Here is a 17,200-nt window from a genome sequence, read left to right on the forward strand (position 1 = left end):
CCGGGAGGAACCACCCCTGGGCAGAAGTGGGGAGCGCCCCCTAGGGGTCTCGGCCCCAGGGTGGAGAACCGTGTCAGGGGCCGGCCCCGGGGGTGCATGTGCCGAGGTCGGCAGGGGAACCGGGTCCGCCCCCGGCCTCCTCCCCCAGCAGCGGCACCTCCCCACCGCCGCCCACGGGTGAGACAGTGTCCGAGAAAGTGCGTGCAGGGGGAAGGAATCTCGGTGAGCGGCGCGGGCGGTAACGGGGACGGCAGTACCGAAGCGATACCCGACCCCGGGCTCACCCCGGGCTCCTCCCCCGCGACGCCGCGCGGACGCGGTCCGGTGGTCGCCGCCCTGATGCTCGGGATGGCCCTGTCGGCCATCGACGGCACCATCGTCTCCACCGCCGTCCCGCAGATCGTCGGCGATCTCGGCGGCTTCGCCGTCTTCTCGTGGCTGTTCTCCGGCTATCTGCTGGCCGTGACGGTGTCCCTGCCGGTGTACGGAAAGCTCTCCGACACCTTCGGCCGCAAGCCGGTCCTGATCGTCGGCATAGCCCTCTTCCTATTCGGTTCGGTGCTCTGCGCCGCCGCCTGGAACATGGCCGCGCTGATCGCCTTCCGGGTCGTCCAGGGCCTGGGCGGCGGCGCCCTGCAAGGCACCGTGCAGACCATCGCCGCGGACCTCTACCCGCTCAAGGAACGACCGAAGATCCAGGCCAAGCTGTCGACCGTGTGGGCCACTTCGGCGGTCGCGGGGCCGGTGATCGGCGGGCTGTTCGCGGTGTACGCGGACTGGCGCTGGATATTCCTGATCAATCTGCCGGTCGGGGCGCTCGCACTCTGGCTCGTCATACGCCACCTCCACGAGCCGTCCGGCACCCGCCGGGCGGCCGGCGCGCCCCGCCCCCGGATCGACTGGGCGGGTGCCCTCCTCGTCTTCGCGACGGGCACCCTGCTGCTGACCGCGCTCGTCCAGGGCGGCGTCGCCTGGCCCTGGTTCTCCGCCCCGTCCCTCGGGCTGCTGGCCGGCAGCGTCGTGCTTGGCGCGCTGACCGTCGTCGTCGAGCGGCGGGCCGCCGAGCCGATCATTCCCGGCTGGGTCTGGCGGCGGCGGACCATCGCCTCGGTCAATCTGGCGCTGGGCGCGATGGGGCTGCTGATGGTCGCCCCCACGGTCTTCCTGCCGACGTACGCCCAGTCGGTGCTGGGTCTCGGCCCGATCGCCGCCGGATTCGTCCTGTCCGTGATGACCCTGAGCTGGCCGGTGGCGGCGGCGTTCTCCAACCGCGTCTACAACCGCATCGGCTTCCGCCGCACCGCGATCACCGGCATGAGCTGCGCCCTGCTGATACTGCTCGCCTTCCCGCTGCTGCCGTATCCGGGCGAGGCCTGGCAGCCCGCCCTGATCATGCTGCTGCTCGGCGCGGCGCTCGGCCTGTTCCAGCTGCCGCTGATCGTCGGCGTCCAGTCGACGGTCGGCTGGGCCGAGCGCGGTACGACGACCGCGTCCGTGCTCTTCTGCCGCCAGGTCGGCCAGAGCATCGGCGCCGCGCTCTTCGGGGCCGTCGCCAACGGAATCCTCGCGTCCCGGCTGGCCGCCGCCCCGGTGCCCGGGCTGCCGGGCGACCTGGACGCGATCTCGCACGCACTGGACAACCCGGGCAAACTCTCGGCCGCCGCGACGGACTACCTGCGGCGGGCCGTCGACGCCGCCGTCGACCACGTCTACCTGGGCGCCGCCGGGGCCGCGGCACTCGCCCTCCTCGTGCTCGTCTTCGTGGCCCCGCGCCGCTTCCCCGTCCTCCCCGAGGAGCCCGCGAGCGACGCCCCGGCGCGGTAGACCGCAGACGTCCGGCGCCACGGCGCCGGGCGGGTGCAGATCGTGGCGAGGAGGGGGTGGGTGCGGATGCTCTTGAACCGGCCGTACTCGGCACCCTGCTTGGCCCGGCCGTGGACCCGTTTGTGGGTGGAGTCGACATCAATGAACGCCGGCTTGTCCGCACCGGGCAGCAGCGGAGTGTGCGCGGTCAGCGCGGCAAGAAACTTCCGGTGCACGGAGTGGAGTTGAAGCGCATGGCCGTGGGTGAACGCACGCAGGAACGTGCCCAGTGTGGAAGGGGCGCGAATACCGCCGAATAGGGCCGGCATCGCGCCATGCCGCAGCACGTCCAGGTCGTCGATGCTGTCCGCACCCGCAACCATCCCGGCCACGATGCTGGTGACCTTGGCATCCGCCGCAGCCCCCGCACCGTTCCTCATTCCGGTCAGCTTCACCTTCGCGGCCACCGGGTCCGACAGGCCACACCGTTCGGCCAGCCGCATTACCGGAACCAGCCCGGCATACGCGACCAGATTCGGGTCATCGAACACAGCGGAGACCGCTGCCGGAGTGTGGGAAACTTGCATCTACGAGGTGCCGTGCTGATTGTGCGTGCTGGAAGCGTCGGAACTCCCATCATCGCAGGTCAGCAGGCACCTCTTCTCGTTTCCTCATCCACAGGACGCGAGCCACTCGGTGGATCGAGGCTAAGCGCAATACCGTTCAGTTAGTGGTTTTGGATGATGATGTGGGGGCTGTGTTTGGGCTGGGGCCAGTGTGTGTGGTGGGAGCGTTTCGCGGCCCATTTCAGGACTTTGCGTTTGACGACTCGGGGGTGTGAGCGTTTTCGGCGTGTTGGGTTGAGATGTTGGGTGAGCCATCGGATGGCGTGATGCCAGATCGCGTCGGCTGCGTCAGTGCCCGGAGGGGGAAAATGCGCTCTGCGCGACTGAACGACGGGCGATACGGAGGGCCTTGACGAAGGAGACTCTGTCGGGGTCGTAGCCGGCGTGCGCGGCAGTGTCGGCCATCAGGGTGCGGATGGCGTAGTGGCAGCACAGGTGTCCCCAGATTTCTTGCTGGACAAGGTCGGGGGCTTTCGAGCGCAGTACCGCGCGGGGCCCGCGCTGGTGGGTTTTCAGCTCGTCGAAGGTTGTCTCGATCTCCCACCGTTGGGCATAGGCGGCTGCGAGGTCCTCGGCGCCGGCCTCGGCAGGGTCGAGGATCGTGGTCAACAGCCGGTACTCCTCGGCGTTGCCCCGGCCGTCATCGACTGTGTAGTCGATCACTCTGACCGTGAGCGGCTCCGTCGCGGCCCGGTTCGTGCCCGACGTCGGGACGATCCGGGCCAGCCAGGACCCGTCGGTCAGGGTTTCCAGATACCGGGGCCGCAGGTTCGTTTTCACTCGCCAGAGCAGATCCGCTCCTGTGGCCGCGGCCTGCTGCCAGAGGCGGAACCCGTAGAAGCCCCGGTCGGCCAGGACCAGTTGGCCCAGCTCCAGCCGACCGACGAGCTGCCGGGACAACTCGATCTCCGACACGCTGCACGGGCCGGTGACAGCGTCGAAGACCGCATGGGTGCCGCATTCCGCCAATGCCACCAGGCGGGCCTGCGGAAACGCGGCCCGCTCCCCCCGGCTGGAAGCGGGCCGCCCGAAGAACTCTGCGTTGGCTGCCGTGTCTGCCACATCCAGGCACGTCCCGTCGATCGCCACCAGGCGACGCCCGGCCAGCCACGACCCCGGCGTGTCAGGCCCCGCCAGCGGACGCGCAACCCTCGCGAAGAGATCCCGCACCGGCTCGAACCCCAGACGAGACCTGGCCTGGAAGATCGCCGACTTCGAGGGCGGCGTGAACGACTCCGACCACCCCGACGCCCACGACAGCCCGTCCGTGAGCTGCGCGAACACATCCTCGTAGGAGCCATCCGAATACAGCGCCATCCCGATCGAGAAGTACGCCATCACCCGCGCGGGCAACGACCGGTGACGCCGCTCAGTACGCCCCGCCTCCTCGATCACCGCGTCAACCACGTCCGCGGGAAACACCCGCGTCAGCAACCCCACAGACACCAAATCCGACAACCGGACACCAGACGACGGCTTCACCCAACCAGAACGCGGCATCCCCCACGATAACCCAGAAGCGCTTAACTGAACGGTATTGCGCTAACCCGCCTGCCGCCGGCTGTGGGGTCCGGCCGCGCTTCCCCCGCACACGTCGAGATGCTCAGGCTCGAATGGCCCACAGACGTGTGACGTCGGCGGGCCAGTTCGGGCTCCGTCAGAAGGCGATGCCGTCGACACCGCGGGAGACGATGTCGCTGGGCTTGCCCGCCAGGTCGCGGACCGCCCGCCAGGCCATGTCCATCGCTGAGTCGACGTAGGCACGAGGGGCCGAGTCGGTGTTCGCGATCGCGACCCGCCCCCACGTCTGGCGGGCGACGTGGCTCGGCAGCTCGCCGTAGGGCCAGAACGTGTCCCAGGGACGGCCGTACTCGTAGGCGTAGGCGTGGGCCCAGCGGTTGACCGTGATGCCCTTGATGTCGCGCGCCGGGTCGAAGCCACCCGGGCCGAGGGCGCGGGCCAGCTGGTCGCGAAGATTGCGCTCCATCTCTGCGAAGCTCGTCTTGATCAGCTCGCCCCGGCCTGCCGCGCCCTGTCGGCGGGGCGGGAGACCGGGCCGGCACGCCGCGCGAGAGACATGCAGGATCGCCGACTCGCTCGGCTTGTCGGGGAAGTGGTAGCCACCCATGCTGACCGGGAAGTCCAGTTCGGCGCCCGTCCAGTAGCCGGTCGGGAACCGAACGCTGGAGATCTTGAGGTTGTCCAAGGCCTTCCAGTTGCGGACCAGAACGCTGGTGTACACGAGGGCAAGACGCGGGCTGTCCTTGAGGGCGTCCCGCTGCCGCTGGGAGATCTCGCTGGTCAGGAACGGGATGATCTGGTTGTTGCAGGCGAGAACGACGTGCTCGGCGCGGACGGTCTCCAAGCGGTCCTTGCGCACGTAGGAGACCTGCACCTGGCGGGCGGAGTCCGGGTCGCCCTCGTGTACGACGCGCACCGCCGGCGAGTTCAGCCGGATCCGCACGTTGTTGCGGCGCCGATCGAGCTCGCCGTACTGGATCCGGCTGGTCGGGATGGTCTCCATCCCCTGACCCGGCATGGCATGCGGGATCAACTTCCGCACGAGCGAGTAGACGACCCCTGCGTTGCCCTCGGGGAAGTGGTAGATGTAGTCGTCCTCCGAGGTCCACACCTTGTGGCCGGTGGGCGCGATCCGCGGATCAGGGCCACCGTCCCAGTCGAGGCCGAGCCCGTCGAATCCGGCGAACTCGATCGACGCGTCGAGCGCGCCGACGGCGTCGGCGCCATAGCCCCAGTTGCCGTTCGGCGTGGTCTGCAGGAACTTCTGGGCGTCGGGGTGTGCCTTGACGTAGTCGCGCAGGTAGTCGAGGTAGGTGATGTCGGCGAGCTTGTCCTTCTTCTGCTGGTCGGAGAGCCCGGGCATCCAGTCCCGGGGGGCGTCGTAGATGGCGGCGAGGTCGGCCTTGGCTTGGGCCGCCATCGGCGCGCCCTCGAGGATCGTCGAGTACGGCGTGCCGCCCTGCCAGGTGACCAGGTGGTCCTTGCCCCAGGACTCCTTGTCGAAGAACAGGCCACGCCCCAGGCCGTGGCGCGCGTTGAAGCCGGAGTCGAAGTACTTCTCGAACCGCTCGACGCGGATCCCGATGTCGGTGAGCAGTTGTCGGGCGGGCGGCGCGTACGTCGAGGGCGACTCCAGCGATTGCGACCCGCCGTAGCTCAGCAGTGTTCGAGCGGTGGTGCGGAACTCGTTGCGCCGCGCGTGCCCGCCGATGTCGTCCATCGCATCGAGCACGAGGATTTTGCAGTTCTTGCCGAACTCCATCTGGTAGTAGCGCGCAGCCGAGAGCCCGCTGATGCCGCCGCCCACGACGACGAGGTCGTACTTCTCGTGGGTGTCGCGGGGCTCCGGCGCGTCGTCCCAGAAGGTTCCGTCTCGCAGGGCGTGCGGCACCTTCATGGCGGCGTCGGTGTACCCGCGCAGGCCTTGCCAAGTCGGCGGGTAGTAGCGTGCATCGGCCCTCGGGGCCTCTGTGGCCGAGGCCGGCCCCGCCGCCGCGCTGCCCGCGATGCCCCCCGCCACCAGCGCGCCCACGCCCAGGGCGACGCCGTCCAGGAAGTCGCGACGGCGGATCTTCCGGTTCATGCCCAGCTCGTCTTCGGTGAAGTCGCTCAACTGGCTCGCCCCCAACACCCTCGGAGAATGTACGGATCCAGGCGTCATGCGGGTCGTTCACAACTGAATCCGCACAGCAACGGGGCCTGATGCTACGGATCTGCTCGTCGGCGGTCAATGGTGCGGTCAATGGTGCTCGGGTCGCCGGAAGGCCCCAACGGACCGTGTCTGGCGCCGTAGTTCGTCGCGCAGGACATCCAGGGCCAGCCGCCCGGCGGGCGAGGAGGGGCGTGACGTGTGCGGGAAGGTCCATCGCCGGACACCCGCAGGGGGCACCGACAGGGCCTAGCACAATACCGTTCAGTTAAGCGCTTCTGGGTTATCGTGGGGGATGCCGCGTTCTGGTTGGGTGAAGCCGTCGTCTGGTGTCCGGTTGTCGGATTTGGTGTCTGTGGGGTTGCTGACGCGGGTGTTTCCCGCGGACGTGGTTGACGCGGTGATCGAGGAGGCGGGGCGTACTGAGCGGCGTCACCGGTCGTTGCCCGCGCGGGTGATGGCGTACTTCTCGATCGGGATGGCGCTGTATTCGGATGGCTCCTACGAGGATGTGTTCGCGCAGCTCACGGACGGGCTGTCGTGGGCGTCGGGGTGGTCGGAGTCGTTCACGCCGCCCTCGAAGTCGGCGATCTTCCAGGCCAGGTCTCGTCTGGGGTTCGAGCCGGTGCGGGATCTCTTCGCGCGGGTTGCGCGTCCGCTGGCGGGGCCTGACACGCCGGGGTCGTGGCTGGCCGGGCGTCGCCTGGTGGCGATCGACGGGACGTGCCTGGATGTGGCAGACACGGCAGCCAACGCAGAGTTCTTCGGGCGGCCCGCTTCCAGCCGGGGGGAGCGGGCCGCGTTTCCGCAGGCCCGCCTGAAATGGGCCGCGAAACAGCGCTGTACCAGGGTGGAGTTGCACGGTCGGCCGCTCGGCGGCCGGATTCGTACGCACGAGGGGGATGCGCGGTGCTGATGAGGCCGAACGAGAGCTTGGACCGGGCGGTTGGCTCTGTACGCGACGACGAGGTTCTGGCACACATTCCGGATGCTGTTGGTGACCTTCGGCGCGAGCCCCCTTCGAGTTCCGGCGGTCGCTGGTCATGCAACAGCCGCCAAGCCAGGCTGCCGACCGAGGGCAGTACGAGAGACGCCCATCGGCTACGACTCCGCCATCCCGCACTGGCGTAACGGCACGACGTCCATGGACCCCAACAAGATCACCAACAGCATCCATTCCGTGAGAGCAATCAACGGGTTCCGTCTCGGCGGCTTAGCGTCATCTGGTACTACAGCCGGAGATCTTGTGACGAGGTCCCGGGCTCGTGTTGACCGGGCATGATGCGGGATGTGACGGCTGAGCGGATAGCCGAGTGGCGTGACGAACTAACCAGGCTGACCGGCTCGTTGGGGCATCTTCCGCAGAGGGTTCAGAAACCTGAGCGCGAAGACCGGTTCTCCAGCCAGTGCACCGAAACCGTCCCGCCCCGGTCCTGGACGGCCGCTCGGCTCGAAGAACCACCGCCCTGCCACCCGTCACGACGTGGGACGAGTCCTCGCTACCGGCGAGGCATACAGCCGCCCCACGCACCACAAGGTCGGCACGAAACCCCGACGAGCAGGCTGACAAACGACAACGCGGATCAGCACAATTGAGCACATGCGATACGAGGAGAGAGCCAAGCTCACGGCCGTGAGGGCCCTGATTCCGCTGGTCATCCTCGTCGCCTCACCAGCGTTGCTGATGGCAGGAGCGCCGATCCGCCGCCGCTGCCTCCGCTACGTCTACCGCGATGAAGCCCCGCAAATCATCGACAAGCAGCGGGGCCGGGTCAGCGCCCACTACTTCGTCGTCAACCACCCCTTCCTCGAATGGCTCTGCTGGCCCACAGAGACACTCACCCGCCTCATCGAGCGCCGAGGTTAAACGACAAGCTTACGAGTGCGGGATTAATCGCCTCAAAAGGCAACGGGCTGTCGCCACGAGATACGACAAACTCGCCGTCCGTTACGAAGCGGCCGTTCTCGTCGCAGCCATCAACGAATGGCTGTAACGCGGTATGCCGTGACCAGGTTGGTCACGCAGGAGCGGCGTAGCAACGCACGGTCACAGTTTCGGTCGGACTCCACTGCTGATCGACGGTGGCCAGCAAGCTCCAGCCCAGACGTTCATACAGAGCCGCTGCCGCGATGTCAGAGGCCACGACATCGAGGACCGGATGCAGATCGCGTTCCCGCGCTTCCCGCACCGCCTGCGCCATCAACAGCGCGCCGATCCCTTGACCCCTGGCCGTCGGAGCGACGAACAGGCGGCTGACCACGGCAGTCACCTCGACACTCAGGCCCTCACGCCTGCTCCACAGGCCGGGGGCCGCGTCCCCTGACTCGCTACGGGACAGGCCGATGTGACCAAGGATCCGCCCGTCCGCTTCCGCTACCCAGGCCGCGAACAGTGACGGCTGCGACAGCCAGCCGACGGGGTGGTCCGGCCAGTTCACCGGATATCCGTCGGCTTCGTGGACGTCAGCGAGCACCAGGACGCACTCGTCAAGGTCCGACTCACTGCGACGCCGGACATGACGGATCAAGGGGCCTTCAGCCGCGAGGGCATGCTTTCGATTCACGGCAACATGGAAGCACAGCCGAGCAGCGCATGTCCGTGACCAGCACTTTCGCAACAGGCCCCTGGGTGAACAAGCGCCGTCGAAGACCTTTCCGCAGGGGTTTCCGCCGGGCCGGATCTCATGCAACTGAGCCATTACCTTGGGTAGTTCCGGCCAACGTCTCCCCAACCCCCCATACCGGCGAGTAATGTTCGCGCTTCCGACAGCACCACCGCACTCCTGCCTTGCCGTCCAGCCCAGGACCCGAGCCATGCAAGGAGCAGCACCCAGATGTCGTACGGAAGCCCACCCTCGTCCCCGTCCCCGTACTCCTCCTGGCCCGAACGGCTGCCGACGGCACCCCGAGGGCATCGGCCCCCTTCTCCGCAACACCCCGATTACCTGCTGCCCTGGCAGAGTTCGGACCCCGTGCCGCCCCCGGAGCTGCCGGACCCGCCCGCCACCCCCGCGGCCGGCGGCCCCCGCCACGGCGACCTGCGCCGGCTGCGCACCGCGTACCGGTTGCTGCGGCGCATCACGACCCTGACCGCACTCGGCTACTTCGTCGCCTTCCTCCTGCTGTCGGCCTTCGCCAAGGGCCTGATGGAACGCTCCCTGTTCGGCGGCCTCAACATCGGCCTGGCACTGGGGCTCGGCCAGTTCCCGGTGACGCTGCTCGCCGTCGTCCTGTACGAACGGACCGCCCGGCACACGGTCGACCCGCTCGCCGCCCGGCTCCGAAGAGCGGGAGCGGCCCGGTGAACGGATTCGACAAGTCCGCGCAGTCGATGTCCCTGGTGGCGTTTCTCGCGGTGGCCACCGTCGCGCTGCTGCTCTGTGTGATGACCGGTCCGGACCGCGACGACCTCGACGAGTTCTACGCCGGCTCCCGCTCGCTCTCGCCCCTGCAGAACGGCCTCGCCCTCGCGGGCGACTACCTCTCCGCGGCCACGGTTCTCAGCACCACCGGCATCATCGCCCTCACCGGCTACGACGGGACGATCCTCGCCCTGAGCATCACCCTCTCGCTCGTCCTGCTGATGTTCCTGCTGGCCGAACCCCTGCGCAACGCGGGCGGGTTCACCGTGGGCGACCTGCTCGTGCGCCGCGCCCCCGGCCGCGCCGTCCGCATCACCGCCTGTGCGACCACCCTCGCCGCGCTCGTCCCGATGATGGTCGTCCAACTCGCCAGCAGCGGCGATCTGCTCGCCTTCATCCTGGGCTTCGACAGTTCGGGATTCCGCACCGGCGCCATCATCGGACTCGGCACCCTGATGATCGGCTACGCGGCGATCGGCGGCATGAAGGGCACGTCACTGATCCAGATCGTGAAGACGGTCGTCCTCTTCGTCGCCGCGTTCACCATCTCCGTACTGATCATGAACCGTTTCGGCTGGGACACCGGCGCCCTGCTCTCGGCCGCCCGGAACAGCAGCGGCGCCGGTGCCGGGTATCTGCGCACGGGGCTCCAGTTCAAGGGCAGCGGACTCGACATGGTCAGCTCCGAACTGACCGTGGTACTCGGTGCCGCCTGCCTGCCCCACGTGGCCATGCGGATGACGAGCGGCCGCTCCACCCAGGCCGTCCGCCGCTCACTGTCCTGGGCGATCGCCGTGGTCGCCGCGATCTGTCTCCTCGTCGTCGTGATCGGCTTCGGCGCGGGGGCACTCGTCGGCCACGACCGCATCACCGCCGCCGGAGCATCCGGAAACAGCTCGATCCTCCAGGTCAGCAGCGTGGTCGCGGGCGGCGGACAACTGGGCGCGCTGATCGTCACGACGATGACGACAGCGATCTTCCTGACGCTGCTCGCCTCCGTCGCCGGAATGATCCTCGCCTGCGCGAACTCCCTCGCACACGATCTCTTCGCCCACGGACTGCACGGGGTGCGCGACCCGAACAGGAAGCCACTGCCGGGCCTGTCCGAAATGCGTACGGCACAGGCCTCGACGGTCGCCGTCGGACTGCTCGCCATCGCCCTCGCCGTCGTGGCCAGACACTGGAACGTGCAGGCACTGGCGACGCTCTCGTTCTGCGTCGGCGCGTCGGCGCTGGCCCCGGCCCTCGTCTACAGCATGTTCTGGCGACGCTTCACGCGCACCGGACTGCTCTGCACCCTGATCGTCGGCACCGTCACCGTCATGGTGCTGATCACCGGCACCAATCTGGTCTCGGGCTCGCCCTCCTCGGTCTTCCCCGGGCAGGACTTCAACTGGTTCCCGTTCACCACGACCGGCCTCGTCTCCATCCCCGCCGGATTCCTGGCGGGCTGGCTGGGAACCGTCCTGCCCCGTTACACGGCGGCCGAGGCCCGCCGCCGGTACGACAGGGAGGAGCCCCGCATCCTGGCGGGGGTGCCACCGGCCGACCGCACCTGAGAACGGGGGCGCAGACGTCGGCCGGAGAAGGACGATCGCGAGGAACACCTGGAGGAGCGGCTGACGGCACGATTGGACCGTCAGAAGCGCCTGTGGTCCGCCGATCGTCCCGAGCTGTGGGTGGTCCTCGACGAGGCGGTGCTACGACGCCCGGTGGGTGGCCCGGCAGTCATGCGCGCCCAACTGGCCCACCTGCCGGCCGCGGCCGAGGAGCCCCACATCACCCTGCAGGTACTGCCGTTCGCCCAGGGCGAGCACGCCGCCATGGGCGGATCCCTGACCGTTCTGGTCCTTCCCGACGGCACCGAGGTCAGCTACACAGAAGGCGCGCACTACGGCCAGTTGATCGAGGATCCGGAGGAAGTCAGGCGCTTCGCGGTGACCTACGAGCAGCTCCGGGCGGCAGCTCTGCCCCCTCTCATGTCGCTCGACATGATCCGATCCGCGATGGAGGACAACCACCGTGACGCGAGTGTCCCGTCCCGATCTGACCGACGCCGCCTGGCGCAAAAGCAGCTACAGCAATCAGGAGGGAGGCAACTGCGTGGAAGTGGCGGACGGATTCCCCGGAGTCGTCCCCGTCCGTGACAGCAAGAAGGCCAGCGGCCCGGCACTGTCCTTCGCCGCGCCCTCCTGGACCTCGTTCATAGCCGAGTTGAAGAAGGACCGCCGCTTCCACCCCGTCGGGTAGTCGGCGAGCCCTCGGACCGGCCGACACGCTGCCGCATCCGAGGGTCGGCGCGTGGGCGGACATCCGGATGCCGCCAGTCCTTGAGGCCGTCGCAGCCCGGTTCCGCCTACGCGAATATCCGTGACAGTGCACTGCACTGCACCGATCAGTCCTCCGCCGGGCCCACCCGCCCGGTGAGCGCCGCGAGGGAGTTCCGCACGTGCGTCATGTGCGCCTGCACCTCCTCGCGGCCCTCCTCGTGCTCCCGCAGAATCCGCTCCGTCTCCCGGATCACCCGCTCCTCACGGACCCTGGCCGCCGCGATCAGCGCCGCGCCCTGCGCCGCCGCGTCCTCCTGACCGTGCCGCGCGGCCTCCTCCGTCTCCGCCAGCGCCCGCCGCGCCTCGGCCAGACGGGCCTCCGCCTGCTCGGTCAGCTCATCGTGCCGCGCCGCCTGCGCCGCCTCGGCGTCCGCCACCTCGCGTTCGGCCGCCTTCCACCGCTCGGCGTGCTCCTGCTCCTGGTGGGCCAGGACGCTCGCGGTGCGACGATGTGTCTCGGCCATCGCGGACTCCGCCAGTTCCCGCACCTCCGCGGCCTCCTCGCGGGCCTCGGCGAAGGTCCGGTCGGCGGCGCCCCGGGCCGCGGACAACGTCTCGTCGGCATGCCTCTCGGCCGCCGCCCGCATCGCCCCGGCATCCGCGCGCGCCGACTCGCTGAGCCCCCGGCCCGCCTCGTCCGCCGCGTCCCGCAACGCCTGCGCCTCCTCCTGGGCGGCGCCCAGGACGGCCTCGGCCTCGCCTTCGGCGAGCGCCAGGATCCGCTGGGCGCGCTCACCGAGCGACGCGTAATCCTGCGGGGCCAGCTGCGCGACGGCCTCGCCCAGCCGCACCGACTCGGCCGACAACTCCTCCACCAGCGCGGTCAGCCGGGCCACCTGCTCCCACGCCCCGTCCCGCTCCGCCGACAGCGCGCCCACGGCCCGGTCCACCTGCTCCGGACGGTAGCCACGCCCCCGTACGCCGACGAAGCCATGCACGGACACCGGTGCAGAACTCATCCCTGAAGCCTCTTTCCGACTCTCCGACCACCTGCAGTACGTCTAAGGATGCGGCAATTGCCGCAGAAGTCGGAATCCATCAGCGACTTTCCGGACGGAAGCGACCGGCATCACAGACCGCACACAGCACGGCGCCCGGCCCCCCTCACGGGGAACCGGGCGCCGTACGCGGAAACCTGCCGGGTCAGATCAACCCGTCCCACATCTGTTCGAGCAGTACGGACCACCAGCTCTCCGGCGACGCCAGCGCCGCCGCGTCCAGCGCCACCAGCTGGGCCTGGAAGTCGACCGTCCAGCGGCCCGCCTGCTCCGGATTGAGCCCGAACCTCAGCCGCCACATCCGGCCGAGCAGCGCCATCGAACGCTGGAACTCCGGCAGCCCGGTGTTCACGAACTGCGGCGGCACCGACTGAGAGCCGGGCCCTGCCTCGACCGGCACCGCCACGATGTTCGCGGTGCCGTACTGGACACAGATCGCCCGCCCGAAGTCGGACCCCATGACGAGGTACGACCCCGCGTCCGGGGCGGCCTGCACCTGCCGCTGGGCGGCCAGCTCACCCAGCGTCGGCACCACCGGCCGGCCCGGCTGCGCCCAGAAGAACGGCCCGAAGTCGGCGGGCAGCCCCGCCCACACCAACGTCTGTGCCACGGTCTCGGGCACACCCTGCCGTGACACCGCGCGCTGATCGAAGCGGAGGATGCCCTGCGGCCCGAAGGCCTGCAACAGCTCCTGCGCGACGGCCTCCGGCGGCAACGGCGGCGCGGGGTGCATCTGCGGCAGCGGCGCCCGCACCGGCGCCGGCCGCGCCGGCCCGTCCGCCACCTGATGCAGCTCGCCCTGATGCGTGAGCAGATGCTGCATGCCCTGCTGGCGGCTGGCGTGATCGGTGCCGTACGGGGCGACGCTGGTGATCCGCACCTGCGGCCAGGTCTCCCGGATCATCCGCGCGCAGTACCCACCGGGCAGCTCGCACGACTCCAGCTCGGTGTGCAGCTCGATGACCTGCTGCGGCGGCACGTTCATGGCCCGCAGCTCGTGCAGCATCTGCCACTCGGGATGCGGGGTGCCGGGCGCCGAGCGGCGGATCAGCTGCTGCTCGCTGCCGTCGGGCGCGCGGTAGCGCAGCACGGCCTGGTAGCCGGGGCCGACGGTCGGCTGACCGACGGGTGCCTGCGGATACCCGTACGCCTGGGGCGGTGGCGTGGGGGCGCCGCCCTGCGGCATTCCGGGCGGACCGGGAGGACCAGGCGGACCAGGCGGCTGCGGCGCACCCGGGCCGCCCCTGCTCGGATCCGCCAGCATCGTCGCCGCATGATGCACCCCACCACCGGACGGCGGAGGCGTCGAACCGGGCGGGGCAGGGGGCGCCGGCGGACCGGAAGGACCGGGAGGACCAGGGGGCCCCGGAGGGCCGGGAGGGCCAGGAGGTGCGGGCGGACCAGGAGGACCGGGCGGCTGCGGCGCACCCGGGCCACCCCTGCTCGGATCCGCCAGCATCGTCGCCGCATGATGCACCCCACCACCGGACGGCGGAGGCGTCGAACCGGGCGGGGCAGGGGGCGCCGGCGGACCGGGAGGACCCTGCTGGGAAACGAGCTGCGTCGGCAGGTATCCGCCCGCCGGAGCGCCGGGCGCACCCGGACCCGAGGGCGGCGGCACAGGCGCACCCGGCCGCGCACCCGGCGTACCGGGGGCACCCGGCGGCGGCGGGGTCGTCGGACCGCCCCCGCGCGCACCGCGCGGCGGGACGACGGCCTTGCTGGTGGCCGCGTCCGCGATGTCACCGGCACCGGGGCCGGGAACCGGGCCGGAAGCACCCGGCGCACCCGGCGCACCCGGCGCACCCGGCGCGGGCGCACCGCTGCCCCGCGGCTCCAGGCCGGGGGCGACCGCCGTCGGCGGCAACCGACTGCCCCCCGACATCAGGGCGGTCGGCGCGTCGGCCGGCACGACCGGCGGCGGGGTCCCTTCGTCGTCGGCACCCGAAAGCGGCGGCGCGAACACCGTGGCCGGCAGCGGCACCGCACCGTCGTCGGAACCCGCGTTGGTGTCGGTCCCGGCCCAGGGGGTGGCCCCGGCGGGCACGCTCGGCGGCGACGCGGCGACGGAGGACGCCTGAACGCCATCGTTGGCCGTCGGCTCGTACGCGACCGGCCCACCCCGCGAACCGTCCGGCGGAGCCGGAGAAGCCGACGGGGCCGAGGGAGCCGACGGGGCCGAAGGGACCGCGGCCCCCTCCCGCCCCGCCCGCTGGTCCGCAATACCCAGCTTGTCGGCCGCTTCCTGGAGCCACTCCGGGGGGCTCAGCAGGAACGACGTCTGATTCAGGTCGATGCGCTGCGGCGGCTCCGGAGCGGCCGGAGCCGCCGCGTGCGCCCCGTACTCCTCCTCGTACCGCCGGATCACCTCACCCACCGGCAACCCCGGCCACAGCGTGGCCTCACCACTGTCCCGGGCGATCACCAACCGCTGCCGGCCCCCGTCCGAGACCGGACCCTCGGCACGGTCCTCGCCCCACACCACGAAGCCCAGCTCGAACTCCCGCACCCGCACCTCACGGTGCTGGTACGCGGGCATCTCGCCGTTGATCCACTCGTCCGCGCGCTCCTGCGCCTGCGCAAAGGTCACCATCGCGCTCACCCCTCCACCGGGACGGCCCGCGCGAAGCCGCCGTCCACCATCAGGTTCGCCACGGTCTCCAGCTCCGGCGGATTACCCGCCAGACGCTGCAGGAAGGAATCGAAATCGCCGCCGCACGGCAGCAGCAGCCGGTCCACCCGCTCCTGCACCGTCCAGCCGTCCTGGTCCCGGGCGTCGTCGTACGCACAGAACCAGACCGAGCCGACCCCATGGCCCTTCACCTTCACCGCGAGAAGGCCCCCCTGGACGAAGCCGACGCCCAGGTAGTCCTTGGTGAGGTGGTCCCGCAAGCACTTGTTCACGTACACCAGATCGTTCACGGCGGCCTCCTCGCGCACCGTGAAGAACGGCTGGTCGACCAGGAGACCGAGCTCCGCGTCGAGGGCCGCCCCGACCGGAGCCGAACCGCCCGCCGCTTTCAGGAAGGACCGGTACGCACCGGGCAACCGGTAACCGAGGTCCTCCTCCACGCCCAGGATCTGCTGCTCGCTCACCGCCACGGCCCCCTTGGGCAGCCGGAAGTGCGCGGGCCGGGTCTCCTGCAAGGGGCGTGTGCCGCGCTTGTTCTGGTCGACCGCCGTGGCAGCGAGGCCGCCATGGTGCCTGAGCAACGCCTTGACCTCGACCGGAATCAGCTCCATGCGCCGCCCACCGGGGACGTGGTGCCAGGTCCAGCCATGCGGGGTCGCGACCGCGGGAATCGTGTCCCACAGCTCATGGCCACTCGCCGCCAGCACCGCATTGGCCGAGACATAGTCGGTGAGCCGCAGCTCATCGACGCCGAAACCCGGCGGAGGCGCGGCGATCTCGGCGGCGGCGCGCGCGTACGGCGCGAAGTCCGGGCTGCCGTGCTCGTCCATCCGCACGCCTCTGGGATGACGGGACGCCCGGACCGGGTCCGGGAAATGCACGAGCTGCCCGGCATAGGCCGCGTTCGGTGGCGCGGCTTGCTGCCCGAGCCGACCTGTCGTCATGGCGGTTGCCCCCTGCTGCGTCTGGCTGGTGAGGACCGACCTGCCCAAGGGGGCGGTCCGCGCACAGCCTATGCGGTGGCGCAAGAGCGGGTCCCGCCCGTGCGCCGCCCCCTTTTCCTTCCGTCACGAACCGTCACAACGACGTGACGGACAAGCAACGCTCCTGCCCCATCCGGCGACACGGAGGCACGTTTCCCCGCCCCAGCTTCGCGACGAGCCGCGACATTTGGCAGGCTGTCACCGCAACTCGGGGGCGTGCACATCGCGCAGCTACCGCTGCCGGCACGGGAGGGAAAGCACCAATGCACACCGCACGAACAGTCACGACCGGGGACCCACGCCTCAGCTGGAGCAACACCGGAACCAGCCCCATACCCCGCCTGCACCACCGCCGCGACGGCATCCTGCCCGCGGTGGCCGCGGCGCTGTCCGTGCGCGGCGAGACGCTCACGTGCACGGCGGGCAAGGGAGACCAGCCCCCCGTGCTGCACCCCCTCGTCCAGGACTTCCTCGACACCCTCACCAGCAGCCAGCGCGAACGCTTCACCGGCCGCTGCCCCGAAGCGATACTGCTGTCCCGGCAACTCACCGCCGCGGAAGCCGGCCGCTCCAAGCGGGCCCAGCGCAAGCCCCTGACCAACGGCGAAGCCCGCCGCGCCCTGAAGCACTCACGGCTCACCGCACGGCGCATCCGCGAGGACGGCGACCCGATGCACGGCAGTTACGCGCCGCCGTGCCGCTCCTGCACGGAGATGCTCGCCCACTTCGGCGTACGTCCCGTCGACCTCACGACCACCGGGGCGGCGACCACCGCCGAGAAGGGCTGACCGGGCGC

13 protein-coding genes and 3 pseudogenes are annotated in these 17,200 nt (G+C 70.2%); 9 read left to right on the top strand and 7 right to left on the bottom strand.

All coding sequences use genetic code 11. The features are described from left to right. The first annotated feature begins 222 nt into the window (after positions 1–222). The gene (locus tag OG936_RS13360) at positions 223–1,824 is read left to right on the top strand and encodes an MFS transporter (RefSeq protein WP_406494795.1); all 1,602 of its coding nucleotides are present in this window, start codon (positions 223–225) and stop codon (positions 1,822–1,824) included. Here OG936_RS13360 and OG936_RS13365 read toward each other — a convergent pair. The 3 genes from OG936_RS13365 to OG936_RS13375 form a co-directional block, all read right to left on the bottom strand. Continuing rightward, positions 1,710–2,354 (bottom strand): hypothetical protein, encoded by a 645-nt coding sequence (locus tag OG936_RS13365; protein ID WP_406494797.1) that lies wholly within the window; start codon positions 2,352–2,354, stop codon positions 1,710–1,712. The two genes, OG936_RS13360 and OG936_RS13365, sit on opposite strands and share 115 nt — an antisense overlap. Positions 2,355–2,717: 363 nt before the next feature. Then, a complete protein-coding gene (locus tag OG936_RS13370) occupies positions 2,718–3,929 on the bottom strand; it encodes an IS4 family transposase (RefSeq protein WP_406494799.1) in 1,212 nt (403 codons plus the stop codon). A 157-nt stretch (positions 3,930–4,086) separates the two neighbouring features. Continuing rightward, entirely contained in the window at positions 4,087–6,081 is a 1,995-nt protein-coding gene (locus OG936_RS13375; RefSeq protein ID WP_406494800.1) for an NAD(P)-binding protein, read from the bottom strand. A 313-nt stretch (positions 6,082–6,394) separates the two neighbouring features. Here OG936_RS13375 and OG936_RS13380 point away from each other — a divergent pair. The 3 genes and pseudogenes from OG936_RS13380 to OG936_RS13390 form a co-directional block, all read left to right on the top strand. After that, positions 6,395–6,919, top strand: a pseudogene (locus OG936_RS13380) (transposase domain-containing protein); the annotation flags it as partial. 519 nt (positions 6,920–7,438) lie between these two features. Continuing rightward, a pseudogene (locus OG936_RS13385) lies at positions 7,439–7,666 on the top strand (transposase); the annotation flags it as partial. A gap of 33 nt (positions 7,667–7,699) precedes the next feature. After that, positions 7,700–7,966, top strand: coding sequence for a hypothetical protein (locus OG936_RS13390; RefSeq protein ID WP_406494802.1), 267 nt, complete (start codon positions 7,700–7,702; stop codon positions 7,964–7,966). A gap of 151 nt (positions 7,967–8,117) precedes the next feature. Here OG936_RS13390 and OG936_RS13395 read toward each other — a convergent pair whose 3' ends face one another. Further along, positions 8,118–8,573, bottom strand: a complete 456-nt coding sequence (locus OG936_RS13395; RefSeq protein WP_406494804.1) for a GNAT family N-acetyltransferase — start codon at positions 8,571–8,573, stop codon at positions 8,118–8,120. A 360-nt stretch (positions 8,574–8,933) separates the two neighbouring features. Between OG936_RS13395 and OG936_RS13400 the strand changes: the two genes are divergently transcribed. The 4 genes and pseudogenes from OG936_RS13400 to OG936_RS13415 all read left to right on the top strand — a co-directional run bounded on the left by OG936_RS13400 (position 8,934) and on the right by OG936_RS13415 (position 11,711). Further along, positions 8,934–9,404: a DUF485 domain-containing protein gene (locus OG936_RS13400; protein ID WP_406494806.1), complete on the top strand. Its 471-nt coding sequence runs from the start codon at positions 8,934–8,936 to the stop codon at positions 9,402–9,404. Next, entirely contained in the window at positions 9,401–11,020 is a 1,620-nt protein-coding gene (locus OG936_RS13405) for a cation acetate symporter (RefSeq protein ID WP_406494807.1), read from the top strand. Before OG936_RS13400 ends, OG936_RS13405 begins: the two co-directional genes overlap by 4 nt. A 72-nt stretch (positions 11,021–11,092) precedes the next feature. Then, positions 11,093–11,401, top strand: a pseudogene (locus tag OG936_RS13410) (DUF5753 domain-containing protein); the annotation flags it as partial. A gap of 82 nt (positions 11,402–11,483) precedes the next feature. After that, complete coding sequence (locus OG936_RS13415; RefSeq protein WP_406494808.1) at positions 11,484–11,711, top strand: DUF397 domain-containing protein; 228 nt, start codon at positions 11,484–11,486, stop codon at positions 11,709–11,711. 145 nt (positions 11,712–11,856) lie between these two features. Here the strand turns inward: OG936_RS13415 and OG936_RS13420 are convergent, their stop codons facing one another. From OG936_RS13420 to OG936_RS13430, 3 genes are all read right to left on the bottom strand, one after another. Beyond that, positions 11,857–12,750 (bottom strand): cellulose-binding protein, encoded by an 894-nt coding sequence (locus OG936_RS13420; RefSeq protein WP_406494809.1) that lies wholly within the window; start codon positions 12,748–12,750, stop codon positions 11,857–11,859. Between the two features lie 184 nt (positions 12,751–12,934). Beyond that, positions 12,935–15,382, bottom strand: a complete 2,448-nt coding sequence (locus OG936_RS13425; RefSeq protein ID WP_406494811.1) for an SUKH-4 family immunity protein — start codon at positions 15,380–15,382, stop codon at positions 12,935–12,937. A gap of 5 nt (positions 15,383–15,387) precedes the next feature. Continuing rightward, positions 15,388–16,365, bottom strand: coding sequence for an SMI1/KNR4 family protein (locus tag OG936_RS13430; RefSeq protein ID WP_406494813.1), 978 nt, complete (start codon positions 16,363–16,365; stop codon positions 15,388–15,390). Positions 16,366–16,667: 302 nt separating this feature from the next. Between OG936_RS13430 and OG936_RS13435 the strand changes: the two genes are divergently transcribed. Beyond that, a complete protein-coding gene (locus OG936_RS13435; protein WP_406494814.1) occupies positions 16,668–17,192 on the top strand; it encodes a YwqJ-related putative deaminase in 525 nt (174 codons plus the stop codon). Positions 17,193–17,200 lie beyond the last annotated feature (8 nt).

The sequence above is a fragment of the Streptomyces sp. NBC_00846 genome (genome assembly GCF_045207325.1).
In the GTDB taxonomy this organism is placed as follows: domain Bacteria; phylum Actinomycetota; class Actinomycetes; order Streptomycetales; family Streptomycetaceae; genus Streptomyces.